Origin of the sequence: Streptomyces sp. SS7 (assembly GCF_037993025.1) — a bacterium.
In the GTDB taxonomy this organism is placed as follows: domain Bacteria; phylum Actinomycetota; class Actinomycetes; order Streptomycetales; family Streptomycetaceae; genus Streptomyces.
In genome coordinates, this window is the sequence record NZ_CP141223.1 from 8,818,050 (window position 1) to 8,834,669 (window position 16,620).

The window sequence follows — 16,620 nt, forward strand, 5'->3', positions numbered from 1 at the left end:
CGACCCCGACACCACCACCCGAACGACACGACACTCAAGGAGAACAGCCACAGATGAAGACGAACGGCGTCTACGTCGACACGGTCGGGGTCTACATCCCGGAGCAGCGGGTGACCGTCGAGGAGGCCGTCGAGCAGGGGCTCTACGACGAGTTCTCCATCCAGTACGCGACCGGGCTCACCGCCGCCTACATCGCCGGCGACCTGCCCGCGCTCGACATGGCCGTGCGCGCCGCCCGGCACGCGTTCCGGCGCTCGGACAACGAGATCGACGACCTCGACTACCACGTCCACTGCACCGCCGTGCAGCACGGCCCCGAGGGCTTCTACCCGCCCGGGTACGTGCTGCGCGAGCTGGGCGCGAGCGGGGTGGCCAGCACGGACGTGCGCCAGCACTCCAACGGGCTGCTCGCCGGCATCGAGGTCGCCGTGGGACAGCTGACGGGAGCAGCGGGTGCCGAGACCGCGCTGGTGACGGCGGCGGAGAACTTCACCAGCCCGCTCATCGACCGGTGGCGCGGTTTCGGCACCGGGTTCACCGCCAGCGACGGCGGCGCCGCCGTCCTGCTCAGCGGCGAGGGCGGGTTCGCGGCGCTGCGGGCGGTGAACTCCGGGACCATGCCGGAGCTGGAGCAGTGGCACCGCGGGCAGGAGTCGCTGCTGCCGTTCCGCGGGGAGGAGCGCAAGGCCAACGGCACGATGGACCTGCTCATGTACTTCAACCAGCACGTCATGCCGCTCGACAAGTGCATGGAGATGATCCGCGACTTCGAGCTGGACCTGGTGCACCGCTCGCTGGTGGACGCGGGGCTGAACGCGTCGGACCTGCGCTGGGTGGTCGCCGCCAACAGCGACTCCCTCATGGTCGAGCAGACGAAGATGCAGCCGCTGGGCCTGCCGATGTCGCGCTCCACCGCCCACTTCGGCAAGGAATACGGTCACATGGGCGCCTGCGACATGGCGGTCTCCCTGAACCACCTGCTCACCAACGGGCTGGTGTCCCCCGGCGACAACGTCCTGATGACGACGTCGGCGGCCGGCTGGGTCTCCACCTCGGCCGTGCTCACCATCCTGGAGATCCCGGAGTGGGCCCGGTCCTGAGGCCCCGGGGCCCCGCGCCCGCCGCGGCGTCCCGCGCGAAAACGCCGGACCCGGCACCACGTCCCTGTGGTGCCGGGTCCTTTGCGCGCCGCGCGCGGGTGCTCACGCGTCCCGGTTGCGCAGCACGAGATACCCGCCGAGCAGTGCCGCGGCCACCCACGCCAGCATGATGACCAACCCGCCCCCCGCCCCGTAGGGCAGGTCCGACTTCGGCACCACCCGCACCATCGCCGCACCGGCCTGGTCGGGAAGGTACTCCGCCGCCTTCTTGGCTCCCGGCACGGAGGCCAGGATCTGTGTGACGAGGAAGAAGAACGGCATCAGGATGCCCATGGACAGCATCGAACTGCGCAGCATGGTGGCCACGCCCATCGAGAACACGGCCATCAGCGTCATGTAGAGCGCCGCGCCGAACGTCGCCCGGAGCACGTTGTGCGCGCCGAGGGTGGTGCTGTGCGATCCGAGCGCGGCCTGCCCGGCGAAGAAGGTCACGAACGTGGTGGCGAGGCTGACGGTCAGGGCCGCACCGGTCGCCACCGCGACCTTGCTGAGGTAGAAGACCCCGCGCCGGGGGACCGCCGCCAGGGAGCTGCGGATCGCGCCGGTGCTGTACTCGGAGCCGATCACCATGACACCGAACGCGATCATCGCCAACTGGCCGAGGAGACCGCCGGTGAAGCTGGTCCCGGCGGCGTCGAAGGAGAGCTTCTCCTGCTCCGAGAGGCTGTCGTAGTCGGAGTTGGACAGGGCGCTCACGAGCGTGCCGAAGGCCACGGTGACGGCGAAGGCGGCGAACAGGGTCCACCCCGTGGAGCGGACCGTGGTGAGTTTGGCCCACTCGGAGCGCAGGGTCGCTGTGGGTGCGGACATGGGTCAGGACTCCGTTCCGGTGGTCTGCGGCGCGTTCGTGGCGACGCTCGACGCGGCGGCGGGGGCGGGCGCCCCCGTGCGGTACTCGGCCGCCTCACCCGTCAGAGCGATGAACGCCTCTTCCAGGGAGGCGTGCTGCGGGCTCAGCTCGTGCAGCAGGACACGGTGCTCCAGGGCCAGTTCCCCGAGCCGCTCCACCGGCGTCCCGGTCACCTCGAAGACCCCCGGGGCGCTCTCGTCGGCGGTGATGCCGGCCGCCGCGAGGGCGTCCCGCAGCTTCTCCGGTTCCGGGGTGCGGATCCGCACGGACGAACGGGAGTTGCGGTCGATGAAGTCCTGCATACCGGTGTCGGCGAGCAGCCTGCCGCGGCCGATGACGACCAGATGGTCCGCGGTCAGCGCCATCTCGCTCATCAGGTGGCTGGAGACGAACACCGTGCGGCCCTCCGACGCCAGCCGCTTCATCAGCGTGCGGATCCAGTGGATGCCCTCCGGGTCGAGACCGTTGACCGGCTCGTCCAGCATCACGATCTCCGGGTCGCCGAGCAGCGCCGCGGCGATGCCGAGCCGCTGCCCCATGCCGAGCGAGAAGCCCTTGGGCCGCTTCTTGGCGACCTCGCCCAGACCGACCTCCTGGAGCACGTCGTCGACCCGCTGCATCGGTATCCGGTTGCTCAGGGCGAGGCACCGGAGGTTGTCGTACGCGCTGCGCCCGCCGTGCATCGCCTTCGCGTCCAGCAGCGCGCCGATGCGGCGCAGCGGTTCCTTCAGCCGGGCGTAGGGTTCACCGTCGATGAGGACGTGGCCCGCCGTGGGACGGTCCAGACCGAGCATCATCCGCATCGTGGTGGACTTGCCTGCTCCGTTGGGGCCGAGGAATCCGGTGACGCAGCCCGGCCGGACGCTGAAGGTGAGGTCGTCGACCACCACCTTCTCGCCGTACTGTTTGGTCACTCCCGCAAGCTCGATCATGTGTCCACGCTAGGTGGAGTCACCGCTTCCGGCCGGTGTCCGGGGGGACATGTCTAGGGGTTTCCCCAGTTTTGCGGCGCGGTCACCGGGCGGGCAGCGCCGCCAGATCCCGCGGCTGGGCGGTGTAGTACGGCAGATACGCGTCCAGCAACGCTCCGAGATAGGCCGGGTCGGGGACCGCGGCGCGGAAGTCCGGCACCAGCCGCCGCAGCCGCCGTACGGACGCACGGGTGACGGCGGTCGGGCCGGGACGGTGTACGCGCCGGGCCGTGACGCCCAGCCGCTCCTCGACCGCGGTCACGATCGCCTCCACCGGTTGCGGGACCCCCGAGGCGACGTTGACGACCTCGCCGTGGACGCCGTCCTCGAGGAGGCGGCCGACCGCGTGCACCAGGTCCCGCACGTCCAGCAGGTCGCGGTGCGCTCCCTGATGGACCGTCACCTCGCCCTCGGAGACGTGCCGTACGAGGGTGGGCAGCAACTGGTGCGGCCGCTGGTGGTGGCCCACGGCGTGACTCACCCGCAGGATCAGGTGCTCGACGCCCGAGGAGCGCACCACGCTCTCCAGGGCCAGCTTGTGCCGGCCGTACGCCGTCGGCGGCCGCAGCGGGCCCGTCTCGTCGACCTCGTCGTCCGTGAAGCCGTACATGGAGAACGAGGCGGTGGACAGGAACAGCAGCCGCCGGCCGTCCCGGCGGCACGCGTCGAGGACCTCGTAGAGGAGCTGCGCCTCACGGTCGTACTCGGACACGGCCGTGGTGGCCGTGCTGGAGACCCCGGAGGCGATCGTGGTCACCTCGGGGAAGCGGTCCCCGAACGACTCGGCCAGATTGCGGGCCAGGAATCCGTCACCGATGATCCGCACGGCTGCCTCCCCTGCCCGGGGCGCCGGCCCCGATCGCGCGGACTCCCGCCGCGGGCAGCCCGGTCGGGAGCCCGGTGACGCTGCGCAGGGCCGCGACCAGTGTCCGCGCCTGCACGTTGACGTAGTGGCTGTACTTCAGCAGCTCGCCGAGCTGACGCAGCGTCACCCACCGGTAGTCCGACGGGATCTCGTCGGGGACGCCGTCGTCCGCCTCGATGATCAGGTACCGGTTCTGCGCGTTCAGGAAGCGGCCGCCCTCCTCCGACAGCACCGTGTCGAACAGCACCTGCTCCGGGCGGGCCCCGGTCACCAGGTCGAGGAAGCGGGGCTGGTCCGACGCGGGAAGGCGGGCGTAGTTCTCCGGGGTGCACTGCACGGTGGGGCCGAGCTCGACCACGTCCAGGTAGCCCGGCTCGACCCGGGCCTGCACCAGACAGTGCGGCACCCCGTCGATCCGGCGCACCAGCATCGCCGAGATGCCGATGCCGTGCGGTTCGAGCAACGGCTGCGACCAGGACGTCACCTCACGCCGGTTGGACGAGACGTCCACCGGCACGATGCTGAAGAACAGCCCTCCCCGGTGGGAGATGCGGTCCTCGGTGCGGAACCAGTCCCGCCCCTCCACCTCGCTCAGCGGCAACAGGGAGGCGCTGACGTCCCGTTCGCTCTGCTGGGTGGTGATCCAGCTGCGGATCGCCACGTCCGGGTGGAGACCAGTCGTCGGACCGGTCCCGTGGTGCCAGTCGGGGAGACAGGAGAGCACCGTGCGCGCGTCCATGTTCACCAGGTTCTCGTAGTGCAGCAGCGCGTTGACCTGCCGCAGGGTCAGCCAGCAGAAGTCCTCGCCCGCCTCCACCTCCGGACCGACCTCGACGATCATGTTGCGGTTGCGCTTGCAGAAGAACCACGAGCCCTGCTCCGACTGGAGCACGTCCGCCAGCACCCGGTGGCCGCGGGCCTCCGGCTCGCGGAAGCAGTCCAGGTACGGCACCGACGCACCGCCGTGCACCCGGGTGTAGTTGCTCTTGGTCGCCTGCACGGTCGGGGACAGCTGCACCCCGTTGACGTTGCCCGGCTCGGACTTCGCCTGCATCAGGCAGTGGAGCACCCCGTTGGTCTCACGGACCGCGAGACCGAGGATGCCTATCTCCGGTTGCCTGATGATCGGCTGGGTCCATTCCGGCACGGGACCGAAGTCGGTGCTCACCCGCACGCCGCGCACGGTGAAGAACCGCCCGCTGCGATGCGCCAGATCGCCGCTGCCCGGGACGAAGTCCCACCCCGACATCTCGGCGAAGGTGGTGCGCCGCACCACCTGGCTGTGCCTGCGGCGGCGCTGGTCGAACCAGTCGAAGAACTCGACGTCGGTCATCACCTCGCCGCCCTCGGCCGTCGCGGAGACGGCCAGCCGCGCGGCCAGGAGCGCCTCGCTGTCGGACTCGGGTCCGGTCGTGTTGAGCTGGGGCATCGCTGCCTCTCCATCGGATCGTCATCGGTTCGAGGCGCCTCACGGCAGCCGGTGCGGCCCAGGGGGATCGGCCTGCGGCGGTGGGCGCAAGGCGTCGGACAAGGCCGTCACGCGGGTGCGGACGGCCGGGTGCGCGGCGCGCCGGACACGGCGCGGCCCATGGGCTCGCAGGAGGCCGGTACCCCGCCGGGTGCCTCCCCCGGTCCCTCGGCCGGGCGGCGCACGACGGGTGCCAGCGCGGTCAGCACCAGCCCGTCGTCCACGAGCCAACGGCCGGTGAGCCCGGCGCCGCCCACGGGACCCGCGAACTCACGGGGCACCGGTACCAGCAGCGTGACGTCGAACGTGCCGCGCGCCGCACCTGTGAGGTCAGGCTCCCGGGTGAAGCGCAGCCGGGCCTCCTCGAACCCCAGCGGCCGGCGGGCGAGCGGGAACCACACCTTGTAGACCGACTCCTTCGCGCTGAACAGCAGCCGGTCCCACGGCACCTGCGGTGCGGTGCGCGCCAGCCGGGCGAGATCGGCGCGCTCCTCGGGCAGGGACACCGCCTCCAGGACACCGTCCGGCAGCGGGGCCGCCGTCTCGGCGTCGACGCCGAGCGCCGCCAGATCGGTGGCGCGGGCGACCGCCGCCACCCGGTAGCCGTCACAGTGGGACACCGCACCGACCACCCCGGCGGGCCAGCGGGGTTCCCCCTGGGGACCGGACAGCAGCGGAACGGCCGGGAGCCCCAGCGCGGCCAGCGACAGACGGGCGCACCGCCGGCCGGTGGCGAACTCGCGGCGGCGCTTGTCGACCGCCCGCGCCACCACCGCCGCCTCCTCCGGGAACAGCGGCGGCCCGGTCAACTCGCCCCGCACCTCGGTCACTTCGACCGTGTCGGGCAGCAGGCGGCGCATCAGCGGCGTCACCGGGCACCTCGCCGGGGCAGGATCTCGCGCAGCAACGGATCGGGCATGCCGCGGGCCTGCCACTCACGCGGGTAGCCCAGCGACACCTCGCGGTGCGGCACCCCGTCGTGCCAGGTGGTGCGCGGGATGTGCAGATGGCCGTAGACGACGGTCGCCGCCCGGTAGCGCCGGTGCCAGTCATGGGTGGCGGTCGTCCCGCACCACAGGGCGAACTCCGGGTACCGCAGGATGCGGGTGGGTTCGCGCACCAGCGGGAAGTGGTTCACCAGCACCGTCGGCAGGTCGGACGGGCAGGCGTCCAGCCGCTCGCGCGTGTACTCCAGCCGTGCCCGGCACCAGGCCGCCCGGTCGGGGTAGGGGTCGCTGTGCAGCAGGAACTCGTCGGTGGCCACCACCCCGGCCTTCTCCGCCCGGGTCAGCGCGTCGGCGGTGCCGGTGGCGCCCGGCGGCAGGAACGAGTAGTCGTACAGCAGGAACAGCGGTGCGATCACCACCGGTCCGTCCGGTCCCGGCCACTGCACGTAGGGGTCCTCCGGGGTCAGCACGCCGAGGGACCGGCACAGTTCGACCAGGCTGCGGTAGCGGGCCTCACCGCGCAGCGGCACCGGATCGTCGGGATGTGTCCACAGCTCGTGGTTGCCCGGCACCCACACCACGGTGGCGAACCGCTCGGCGAGCAGCCGCAGCACCCACTCGACGTCCGCCGTCAGCTCCCCGATGTCACCGGCGACGATCAGCCAGTCGGAGGGATCGGACGGGCGCAGGCTCCGCACCACGGCGCGGTTCTGCTCGTAGGCGACATGCAGGTCACTGACCGCGAAGAGCCTGCCGCCCGGGACGGGGCTCACCGGTGGTGCGCCTCGCCCAAGGCGGGCCGTGGAACCGTGGTGCTGGGCATGGGAACTCCTCGCTGGGGGGCCGGCGCCTCGGATACGCGTCCGGCGCTCAGCTTTATGCCACCGTGCCGTCCCGCCGCACAACGGGCAGCCGCCCCACAGCTCCAAGGACAGGGGAAACGCCCAGACTTCGGGGAGCGGCCGCCGTTCGGCCCCTGCGGTGCCCGATAGTGGCGGCACACCTTCAGGAGCACGCCAGTGATCCAGCCCACCGAAATCCGCTGACACAGGACGGACGAACAGCGTGAGTGTTTCCCCCGCAGACGACGGACTGTGGTGCCGACGGTTCGACCCGGCCCCCGACGCCGCCCACCGCCTGGTCTGCTTCCCCCACGCCGGCGGCTCGGCCAGCTACTACCTCCCCGTCGCCACCGCGCTCAGCCCGCGCGTCGACGTCGTGGCCGTGCAGTACCCCGGCCGACAGGACCGGCGCAACGAGCCGCTGATCGACGACATCGGCACGCTCGCGGACCGGGTGCACGAGGTACTGCGCGGCTGGGACGACCGCCCGCTGACCTTCTTCGGGCACAGCATGGGCGCACTCGTCGCCTTCGAGGTCGCCCGGCGGTTCGAGCAGGAGGGCAGCGGTCCGGTACGGCTCTTCGCGTCGGGCCGGCGTGCCCCCTCCCGCTACCGCGACGAGAACGTCCACCGCCGCGACGACGACGGCATCATCGCCGAGATCAAGTCCATGAGCGGCACCGACGACCGGCTGCTGGGCGACGAGGAATTGATCCGCATGATCCTGCCCGCGCTGCGCGGCGACTACCGGGCCGTGGAGACCTACCGGTCCGCCCCGGGTGCCACGGTGGACTGCCCGGTCACCGCGCTCGTCGGCGACAACGACCCCAAGACGTCGATCGACGAGGCCCGGGACTGGGAGAAGCACACCACCGCGGACTTCGACCTGCGGATCCTGCCCGGCGGCCACTTCTACCTCAACAGCCGTGCAGCGGATGTGCTGAAGCTGCTCGAGGAGCACTTCAGCGCGCAGAGCGCACCGCAGGCCACCTGACCGGGGATGGGGAGCCGCCCGGTCGCCCGCTGTCCCGGACCCGGCCGGCGGTCAGGCCGCGCCCTGAGGGCGGATCGTTTCGGCGGGCGGAGCCGGCGTGCCCGGCGACTCGAACAGGCCCGCGTCCTCGAGCGCGCTCGCGAGCCCCGAACGGCCGGACGTCGACATCTTGCGGTAGCAGTTCGTCAGGTGCTTCTCCACGGCGCGCCGGGAGACCCCGAGCGCGTCGGCGATGGCCTGGTTCGTCAGCCCCTCCACGGCCATCCGCGCCACCATCCGCTCCGTCGACGTCAGGCCCCGCGTCGGGACGCCGGCCGCCGCCGGCCCCAGCAACTCCTGGGCGCGGGCCGCGATCCGCGCGGCTCCGCACTCCACGGCCAGCTCGAACGACGTGCGCAGCGCAGCCTCCGCCTCCGCTGCATGACGAGGGGCCACCGCCTCCGCCAGCCGCAGCAGGACCGACGCCCGTGTGAGCAGGTCGCCGGACGCCTCCAGCACCCCTGCGGCCTCCCGCAGCAGTTTCGGCGCCGACGACCCGCCCGTCACGGCGGCCTGGAGGGCGAGCGCGCGGCCCAGGCCCGAGGGGGCACCCCAGGCCCTCGCCTGTTCCAGGTGCCGTTCGGCCAGGGGCTCGGCGCGCTCGGACTCGCCCATGCGGTGCAGGGTGCGCGCCGCCCAGTACGCCGCCGGCGCGAGGACGGGATTGCGCCAACCCGCCCGGTCCAGGGCGTACTCGGCGTCGAGGTAGTGCTCCACGGCCATGCCCGGCTCGTGCCGGCGCTCCGCCTTCATGCCCCGCACCATGACGAGCAGGGCGGCCAGCACACAGTTCTCGTGCACCCCGCGGATCCGCTCCGGCAGCGCCTCGACCAGGTCCGGCTCGCGGGTCCGCAGTGCCACCAACGCCGAAGCGATGATCGAGAGCGTGCTCGCCTCCTCGGCGCCGGACACCGACAGGGCCCGTACCGCCCGGTCCCGCGCGGCGGTCAGCCTGCCCTGGGCGAGCAGGACCAGCGCCTGTTCGCTGAGCACCACCGACTGCTCCAGCCGTCCGCCCCGGCGTTCCGCGTCGGCCAGTGCCGTGTCCAGCCAGGACATCAGCCCGGTGACCGAGTCCGCGGTGACCGCGACCGGAATGACCAGCGGCACCACGGTGTGCACATGGGCCGCGCACGCCGGCTCGTGTTCCAGGACCCGCCTCGCGAGCGCACTGACCTGACGGGCGGGCAGCGTGGCGGAGACCGTCGCGGTGTACGCGAGCGACACCAGCAGCTCCCGCTGCCCCGGGTGTGTCATCTCCGGTCGCCCGCCCAGCCCGCCCAGCCGGTCCGCGGCCGACGCGAGCACCGACGGATCGAGGTCGCAGAGGTGATGGAGCCGGGCCTCCAGCCGCAGCTCCAGTAGCCGCCGGTCGGCCGGCCGCATCTCCGCGGCGGGCAGCTCCCGTGCCGTCTGCCGCATCGCGTCCCCCAGCGACAGCAGGGTGGCACCGGTCGCCACCGGGGTGAGCGTCAGCAGCGCCTCGGCGCGGGCCCGCGCGCCGGTCAGCAGCGGGAGCGCCTGGGTGATGTGCCGGACGGCCACCGACGGCGCGAAACTGCGCTCAGCCGTCGCCAGTTCGACCAGCAACGCGGCCCGCGCCTCACTGTGCGGCGGTACGTCGAGCAGCGCCCGGCGCAGATAGCGGGCCGCCGTCTCCGGGGCGCCGCGCCGCACCGCGGCATCGGCGGCGTGCCGCAGCGCCGCCACCGATTCGTCGTCCAACGGGGCGGTGCTGGCGAGGAGATGGCCCGCCACCCGCTCGGGCGTGCTGCCCCGGTACCGCAGGAGTGCGGCCGCTCGCAGGTGCAGCCGATTGCGCTCGCCCGGCGGCATGGTGTCCTCGATCACCTCGTGCACCGCTTGATGCGCCAGCCGCAGACCGGTGCCCTCCCGGACGACCAGCGTCAGCCTGTCCAGCCGCCACAGGCCCGTCTCCCGGTCCACCCGGTCCAGTCCGGCCAGTTCCCCCACCACCTGCGGGTCGGCACCGTCCCCGAGGACGTGCAGCGCACGCGCCGCGGCCAGGACGGAGGGCGGCTGGTCCTGGAGCCCCAGCAGGAGTCGCCGGCGCAGCGCCGGCGGCACCAGCGCGGCCACCTCGGACGCGCAGGCCGCCACCGGGGCGATGCCGCGGGACCGGCATTCCTGGAGCAGCGACACGAGGTGCAGCGGGTTGCCGCGCGTGGCGGCGTGACACGCGGCCGTGAACTCCGCCTCGCCCGGGGTGCCCAGGTGCTGCAGGATCAGGGCGTCGACCGACGCCGTGCCCAGCGGGGCCGGGAACAGCGTGTGCTCCGCGGCGGCGACCGGACGGACCCCGGGCGGATCCGCCGCGGGCTCTCCCTCGCAGACCGTCGCCGCGACCAGGATTCCGCGCTGGGGCACCTGCTGCACGAGCTGGTCCAGCCAGTCCAGCGTGCCCTCGTCCGCCCAGTGCAGATCGTCGATCAGGAGCACCGGAGTGCGGTCCTGGCTCATGTTCTCCACCAGGGACAGCAGGGCCCGCACCGTCGTCGCGGTGTGCTGGCGGGGCGACTCCGGGTCGCCCTGGAGGAAGCCGAGCGCGGGCCGCGCGGAGCCGGCGCTCCATCTGCTCACGAACGTGCCCGACTTGATCACCGGCTCCAGCAGTTGCCGGGTGACACCGAGAGCGAAGGAGCGTTCCGCGGGGGCGGCGTAGGCACGCATCACCAGGGGCCGGGGAAGCGCCGCCGACCCGGCAGTCGGGCCGGTGGTCAGGCGGAGGGCGAGTTCGCCGATCTCCGACAGGACGGCCGACTTGCCGATTCCGGGCGGTCCGCTGATCACGACCATGGATCCGTTGCCGTGTGCGGCGAGCCGGAGGGCCTCGGCCGCCACTGTCAGTTCGTTCTGCCGCTCGAGCAACATGCCAGCGGCCTCCTTGCGCGGTGTGATGGAGCTTGAGGGGGGTGGATACGAGGTGCGTCGAGTGCGCGGCGTCAAGGACCCATCGACAGCCCGCCGTCCTGGTACCCCGGTCCGGGGGACGCGGGGACCGACCGTACCCCGGAGCGCGCTCCGGCGGCCTCCCGGGCGACCACCGACTGGACGAAGCGCCGGGACCCGGGCGTGTGACCCAGCCGGCGCAGTGCGAGTTCGGTCAGCCGCGCCGCCTGCGGCGCCGGTGAGCCGAGGCCACGGCGCAGGTCGGTCCAGGCCAGGGCGGAGTCGGTGCCCCACCGTCGGGCCAGCCGCGACTCCTCCGCGAACCGCTCGGCCGCCCGGTCGTCCTCCCCGCAGCCCAGGTGGGCCAGGGCCGCCAACGAGCGCCAGGCCACCAGCCCCGGGTTGGCCCACCCGCGGGCGGCCATGCGCCGGCCGCACTCCTCGGCCTCGGCCAGCGCCCGCCGGGGGCGCCCCTGGCAGAGGTACAACTGGGCGCGGGAGTAGAGCAGATGGATCGCGGCGTCGCTCTCGTCGGCTGCCGGCGTCAGCTCCTCGCGGGCCAGCCGGTCCGCCTCCGCGTAGCGCTCCCGCGCGACCAGGAGGCGGATCTCCAGCGACCGCAGCAGGGTGAGCCGGGTGGGATCCCACACCTCCGCCGGTGCCAGGGACCGGCAGGAGGCGAGGTCGTGCACGGCGGTCTCGGGGGCTCCGGCCTGCAGGTTGAGCTGCGCCCGCAGCAACCGGCCCCACGCCACGAGTGCGGGACTGCGGCGGCGTCCGGCCTCGGCGAGGGTGATGTCCAGGGCATCCCGCGCCGCGTCGTGGGCGTCCGCCACGGACAGGGCGCAGCAGGCGGAGAACCGGGGGAGCAGCGCCGCGTCGAGCGGCGCCCGCAGGGCCTGCCGGCACATCTCGCGCACCGCGGCCGCGTCGTGGCCGCGCACCGTCTGCCGCCACGCCTGCGCGGTGAGCGGGCTCGGGTGCAGTGCGGCCCCGGACGCGTCGTGTGCGCCCGGCCGCCCCCCGGAACCTCCGGGCGCCCCGAGGCGCGGGGCGTCCTCCTCCAGGATCTCCGCGGACCCCGTGCCGTAGATCCCGAGCGACACCGGCAGGCTGTGGGGGCTGCGGTTGATCCGGAGGTCCTGGGCGGCGGCGCGCACCCGCGAGGGCGCCTGCGTCCCGGACAGCAGCTCCGCGATCCTGCGGTCCGCGGCCTCGGGCGCGGTCATCGTGTACGACTCGGCGGCCTCCAGGAGCACTTCCGCGCGCTCCTCGGGACTGAGCGGCTCGCGCAACGCGCGCTCCAGCACCATGGCCGCCTCGGCGTGACAGCCGCGGGTGAGCAGAGCGCGGGCGGTCCGGCGCAGCACCGACGGCACCCAGGGCTCGCCCAGCGGCACGGTGTTCAGCAGCAGGACGGCGAGCGCCTCCTCGTCGGCGTCCCAGCGGTGTGCCCAGCGGGCCGCCTGCACGTGCAACCGCTTGCGCTCGTCGCCCGTCAGACCCGTCAGCAGACCGGCCGTGCAGCCCGGCATCCGCAGCGGCGGTGGATCGCCGTCGCCGATCAGGCCCTGGACCCGCAACGTCCGCAGGGCGCCGGACAGTTCGGCTTCGTCCAGCTGCACCAGGGCGGCGACCCGCTCGACCGGCAGCAGCTCCCGGCAGACCGCCAGCCCGCGCAGCAGCGCGAGCGGACCTCCCACCAGGTGCGCGGCCGACTCGGTCGCCCGGTCCCGGTGCGCGGCCTCGATCTCCTGGGCGAGCGCCGTGCGCAGTCCCACCGAGGACACCAGCGCGGGGTCGCGGCGGACCTTGTCCACGGAACGCAGCATCACCCAGGGACTCCCGCCGGTGAGCCGGCTGACGTCGGCCCACCAGAGGTCGTCGGAGGTCGGGGGGACGGGCAGTCCCGAGGCGGTGCACATCGCATGGATCTCGGGCACGCCGAGCGGGCCGAGTTCCAGCAGCAGTCCCCGGTGGTCGGGGGAGGCGGCCGCCTGGTCGAGGAGCCCGGCGCAGGCGTCGGGGAACTCGCCGTGGGCGCCGGTGACGGTCAGCAGCACCCCGAGCGGTGCCGAGGACAGCCTGCGCAGCAGTCCCGCGAGCACCTGCACCGATTCCGGGTCCGCCCACTGGACGTCGTCCAGGGCGACGAGCGTCGGCCGGTGCGCGGCGGCCAGGAGGGAGCGGCACCAGCCCTGCACGGAGTCCTTCGCGGACGGCTCTCCGGCCAGGGCCGCACCGCCCACCGCGGACCGGCCCGGCCGCAGCTGTCGTACGAGGGAGTACGGTGCGGCCGGGGCCGGGGCCGTGCCCACCGCGGTCAACACCTGGACACCGGCGGCCCGGGCGAAGGCCGTGCCGCGCCGCAGCAGGCGGCTGCGCCCGGCGCCCGGCCTGCCGTGGATCACCGTCACGCCGGGATGCCCTGCGGCGAGCCGGTTCATCATGTGCAACAGCGCCGCTTGTTCGGCCTCTCGCCCGTACAGCGGGGTGAAGCCGTCCAGGGAGGCCGGCTTGAGCGGGAACGGGGCGGCGGAGGACGCCGTCCGGCCGTCCGGTGCGGCACTCATCGCTCTCCGCCGCCGGACGGGGACGCCCACATTCCGGTGGCCCGCAGGACGCCCACCAGATCCTCCCGGCCGCTCACGCCGAGTTTCTGGTAGGCGTGGGTCAGGTGCAGTTCGACCGTACGGCGGGTGATGTACAGCGTCTCGGCTATCTCCCGGTTGGAGCGGCCTGCCATCGCCAGGGCGGCGACTCTGCGCTCGCGTGCCGTCAGGGCGTCGTCCGGGCGGCCGCTGAGCTGGCGGGGCCGCCCGCCCGCCTCGGCCAGCCGGACCCGGATGTGCGTCGCGGCGTTGCCGGCCCCGCACCCGATCGTCAGGTCCAGCGCGGTCCGCAGCCGGGGCCGGGCGGCCAGGGGGTCGCCCGCGTCCAGCAGGGCGGAGCCCAGCGCGTACTCGGCGCGGGCCCGCAGCAGCCGTGCCGGGGATTCGGCCAGGCGGCCGCAGGCCTCGTCGAGGAGCCGGTGTCCGGCCCGGCCAGCAGTGGCCAGTCCGCGGGCCAGCAGCTGCAGTCCGGCGCCCCGCGGGGTGTCGCACCGGCCGACGAGGGCGGCGCCCTGGGCGGCCACCTGCCGCGCCTCGGCCGGCCGGTCCAGCTCGGTCAGCAGGTTGGCCGTCTCCAGCCACCACGGCAGCACCAGCGGGGACTCGGCTCCCTGCGGACCGAGGGCCCGGCCGCCGGCGCGCAGGGCCACCAGGGCGCCGGCCAGGTCGCCGTGTTCGCGGCGTACGGCCGCCGTCGCCCACCAGTACAGGGGGTGGACGTGCGACAGCCGGCGCAGGTCGGCGGAGCCGACCTCGGAGAGGACCGCCGCCGCGGCGGCGATGCTGCCGCGCTGGGCGAGGACATAGGCGAAGACGACGGCGGACGTGACGGCGGGGCCGTCGTCACGCCGCCGCTCCAGTTCCAGGGCCTGCCGGCTGTCCCGCTCGGCCGCGGGCAGGTCGCCCGTCGCGCTCAGCACCAGGGCCCGGACCGTGAAGGCCTGGATCCGGCTGGGGTCGAGTTCTCCGCGGAGCGGGTTGCCGAGGAGCCGGTCGAGCGCGGCGAGCGCCGTGGTGTTGTCGTCGGCGAGGTTCGCGACGACGGCGGCGGCGATCATCGACAGGTCGTCCAGCGGGGTGCCGGGGGTGCCGACGGCGTTGAGGCCGGGATGCTCGGGGACGGGGCGGCCGCTGAGCACCGACAGGGCGGCGCGGGCCAGCCGCAGCCGACGGGTGCCGGGGCTGTCGTCGCAGGGCTCGCTCGAGGTCCGCAGGCGCTCCTTGACCCAGCGCACGGTCCCCGGTTCCAGCGCTCCGCTGAGCAGCAGGGCGGATTCCAGAGCCGCCCGGCACTCCTGCGGAACGACGACCTGCGACGAGCCGGGGCGGCGGTCCAGCACGTCGGCGAGCAGCCGGGCCGCCTCGTCGCCGCGGCCGAGGGGGACGAGCGTGTCGGTGTACCGCAGGGCGAGCTCGGCGAGTTCGTGTCCGTCGGTGCTGCTGGCGATGAGCATGCTCAGGTGGTGGACGGCCAGGTCCGGTGCGACGGTGCCGAGGGTGTCGGCCAGCAGGCCCCTGATCCGGCGGAGCGTGCGGGTGTTCTCCCCGGCACCGATGTCCAGTGCGTGGGAGAGGTACCGCACGGCGGCCCTCGGGGAGTCGGTGGCCAGGGCCGCGCTGTAGAGGGCCTCCAGCATCCACGGTGCGGCCCCGAACCGGATCCGCAGGAGGGCCTGCGCCACCTGGGTCGGGGGGCGGCCCGCGTCCTCCAGCAGCCGGGCCGCGCGGGCGTACAGCGGGATGAGGTCGTCGCTCGAGAGACCGGCCGGCATGTCGTCGTCCGGATCGCGGGATCCGGCTCGTGCGCCGTCGAGCGGCAGGATCCGGCGTTCGGCGAGATGGTCCAGAGCCCGGCGCACGGTCGGCAGCGGCATCCGGATCAGTTCGCTCACCAACTCCGGTTCGGAGCAGCCGAGTACGGCCACCGCGGACAGGACGGCCGAGGCCGAGGAGGGCAGTTGGCCGAGGTCCTGCGGCGTGGCGCGGTCTCCGCCTGCCGCTCCGTCCGTCGCACCGCCTGTGCCGGTGTACCGGTGGACGAACGCGTGGACCGCCGCGGGGATGCCCTCGGACTGCTCCGCGCACCGGCGCAGCAGGGCCGTGGAGGGCTCGTGCCCCAGTTTCCGGAAGAGTACTTCGGAGATCTCGTCGGCGGTGAGGGGGTGCAACTCCCGTGCGCTCCAGGGGTGGTGGGTGAGCAGGGCGGCGAGGGCCGGCGGCTCGGTGACGGGGGGCACCGTGATCACCGGCAGCAGCGGCAGTCCGACGGATCTGCGCAGGACGTAGTCGAGTGCGCGCAGCGACCGGGGGCGGGGCAGGTGCGCGTCGTCCATGGCGAGCACCACGGGCCCGCGCCGGCACATCTCCGTCACCGACTCAAGGAGCTGATGGCTCGTCAAAGAAGCCTCGCCGAGCGGTGATCGGCCTCGGTCCGCGGCGCCGTGCACGGCCCCGACCGCGTCGTACCAGGTGCCGTCCTGCGCGCCGGCGCGCAGGACGGACGCCCAGGGGCCGACCAGGTCGCAGAAGGCGTGCAGCAGCGCGCTGCGGCCGACTCCGACCGGTCCGGTCAGCAGCACGCCGGGGGAGGCTCCGGAGTCGGTCCCGGGGATGCGGCGGATGAGTGCCGAGAGCAGGGTGGATCTACCCACCAGGGGTTCGGCCGAGGTGGCACGTGTGAGCGGCGAGCGAGGGGCCGGTAAGGCCGAAGTGAGGTTCACGGGGCCACCGAATGTTCTGGGGGGACGGACACTTGATGGGCTTTGTGGGCGAGGCGCCGGGGAAATGGGGAGCCCGGCCGCGCGGGCGGCACACGGCATGGGGAGGGTGGAGCTCGCGGTGGCCCAAGGGGTGAAGGGCGTCGGCGCTCACCGCTTTGTAAGCGGTTTTCAGCGCTCTCTTCTCTGTTCACAGTTGGTGCACACACAACGCTGTGGATTGTAGCCGATACTCACTGTCGACA

The 16,620-nt window shown here is 73.5% G+C and carries 11 protein-coding genes; 2 read left to right on the top strand and 9 right to left on the bottom strand.

Going from position 1 to position 16,620, the window contains the following annotated elements:
• Window positions 1–53: 53 nt before the first annotated feature.
• Window positions 54–1,100 carry a ketoacyl-ACP synthase III family protein gene (locus tag U5640_RS39800; RefSeq protein WP_340384089.1) on the top strand — a complete coding sequence of 349 codons (1,047 nt, stop codon included), beginning with the start codon at window positions 54–56 and terminating at the stop codon, window positions 1,098–1,100.
• A 102-nt stretch (window positions 1,101–1,202) separates the two neighbouring features.
• Here the strand turns inward: U5640_RS39800 and U5640_RS39805 are convergent, their stop codons facing one another.
• The 6 genes from U5640_RS39805 to U5640_RS39830 all read right to left on the bottom strand — a co-directional run bounded on the left by U5640_RS39805 (window position 1,203) and on the right by U5640_RS39830 (window position 7,034).
• On the bottom strand, window positions 1,203–1,970 hold the full coding sequence (locus U5640_RS39805) for an ABC transporter permease (protein WP_340384090.1): 768 nt from the start codon (window positions 1,968–1,970) through the stop codon (window positions 1,203–1,205).
• 3 nt (window positions 1,971–1,973) lie between these two features.
• Window positions 1,974–2,942: an ABC transporter ATP-binding protein gene (locus U5640_RS39810; protein WP_340384091.1), complete on the bottom strand. Its 969-nt coding sequence runs from the start codon at window positions 2,940–2,942 to the stop codon at window positions 1,974–1,976.
• 82 nt (window positions 2,943–3,024) lie between these two features.
• Window positions 3,025–3,807 (bottom strand): NAD-dependent epimerase/dehydratase family protein, encoded by a 783-nt coding sequence (locus tag U5640_RS39815; protein WP_340384092.1) that lies wholly within the window; start codon window positions 3,805–3,807, stop codon window positions 3,025–3,027.
• Entirely contained in the window at window positions 3,791–5,275 is a 1,485-nt protein-coding gene (locus U5640_RS39820) for an NDP-hexose 2,3-dehydratase family protein (protein WP_340384093.1), read from the bottom strand. Before U5640_RS39820 ends, U5640_RS39815 begins: the two co-directional genes overlap by 17 nt.
• Before the next feature lie 107 nt (window positions 5,276–5,382).
• Complete coding sequence (locus U5640_RS39825) at window positions 5,383–6,186, bottom strand: 4'-phosphopantetheinyl transferase superfamily protein (protein ID WP_340384094.1); 804 nt, start codon at window positions 6,184–6,186, stop codon at window positions 5,383–5,385.
• A complete protein-coding gene (locus U5640_RS39830; RefSeq protein ID WP_340384095.1) occupies window positions 6,183–7,034 on the bottom strand; it encodes a metallophosphoesterase in 852 nt (283 codons plus the stop codon). Before U5640_RS39830 ends, U5640_RS39825 begins: the two co-directional genes overlap by 4 nt.
• Window positions 7,035–7,326: 292 nt before the next feature.
• On the opposite strand from U5640_RS39830, the gene U5640_RS39835 reads away from it, so the two are divergent.
• Window positions 7,327–8,097 carry a thioesterase II family protein gene (locus U5640_RS39835; protein WP_340384096.1) on the top strand — a complete coding sequence of 257 codons (771 nt, stop codon included), beginning with the start codon at window positions 7,327–7,329 and terminating at the stop codon, window positions 8,095–8,097.
• A 51-nt stretch (window positions 8,098–8,148) separates the two neighbouring features.
• Here the strand turns inward: U5640_RS39835 and U5640_RS39840 are convergent, their stop codons facing one another.
• The 3 genes from U5640_RS39840 to U5640_RS39850 all read right to left on the bottom strand — a co-directional run bounded on the left by U5640_RS39840 (window position 8,149) and on the right by U5640_RS39850 (window position 16,309).
• Window positions 8,149–11,028: an AAA family ATPase gene (locus U5640_RS39840; RefSeq protein WP_340384097.1), complete on the bottom strand. Its 2,880-nt coding sequence runs from the start codon at window positions 11,026–11,028 to the stop codon at window positions 8,149–8,151.
• Between the two features lie 71 nt (window positions 11,029–11,099).
• Window positions 11,100–13,619 (bottom strand): AAA family ATPase, encoded by a 2,520-nt coding sequence (locus U5640_RS39845; protein WP_340384098.1) that lies wholly within the window; start codon window positions 13,617–13,619, stop codon window positions 11,100–11,102.
• Window positions 13,616–16,309 (bottom strand): LuxR C-terminal-related transcriptional regulator, encoded by a 2,694-nt coding sequence (locus tag U5640_RS39850; protein ID WP_340384099.1) that lies wholly within the window; start codon window positions 16,307–16,309, stop codon window positions 13,616–13,618. The genes U5640_RS39845 and U5640_RS39850 overlap by 4 nt, the downstream gene beginning before the upstream one ends.
• Window positions 16,310–16,620: the final 311 nt, after the last annotated feature.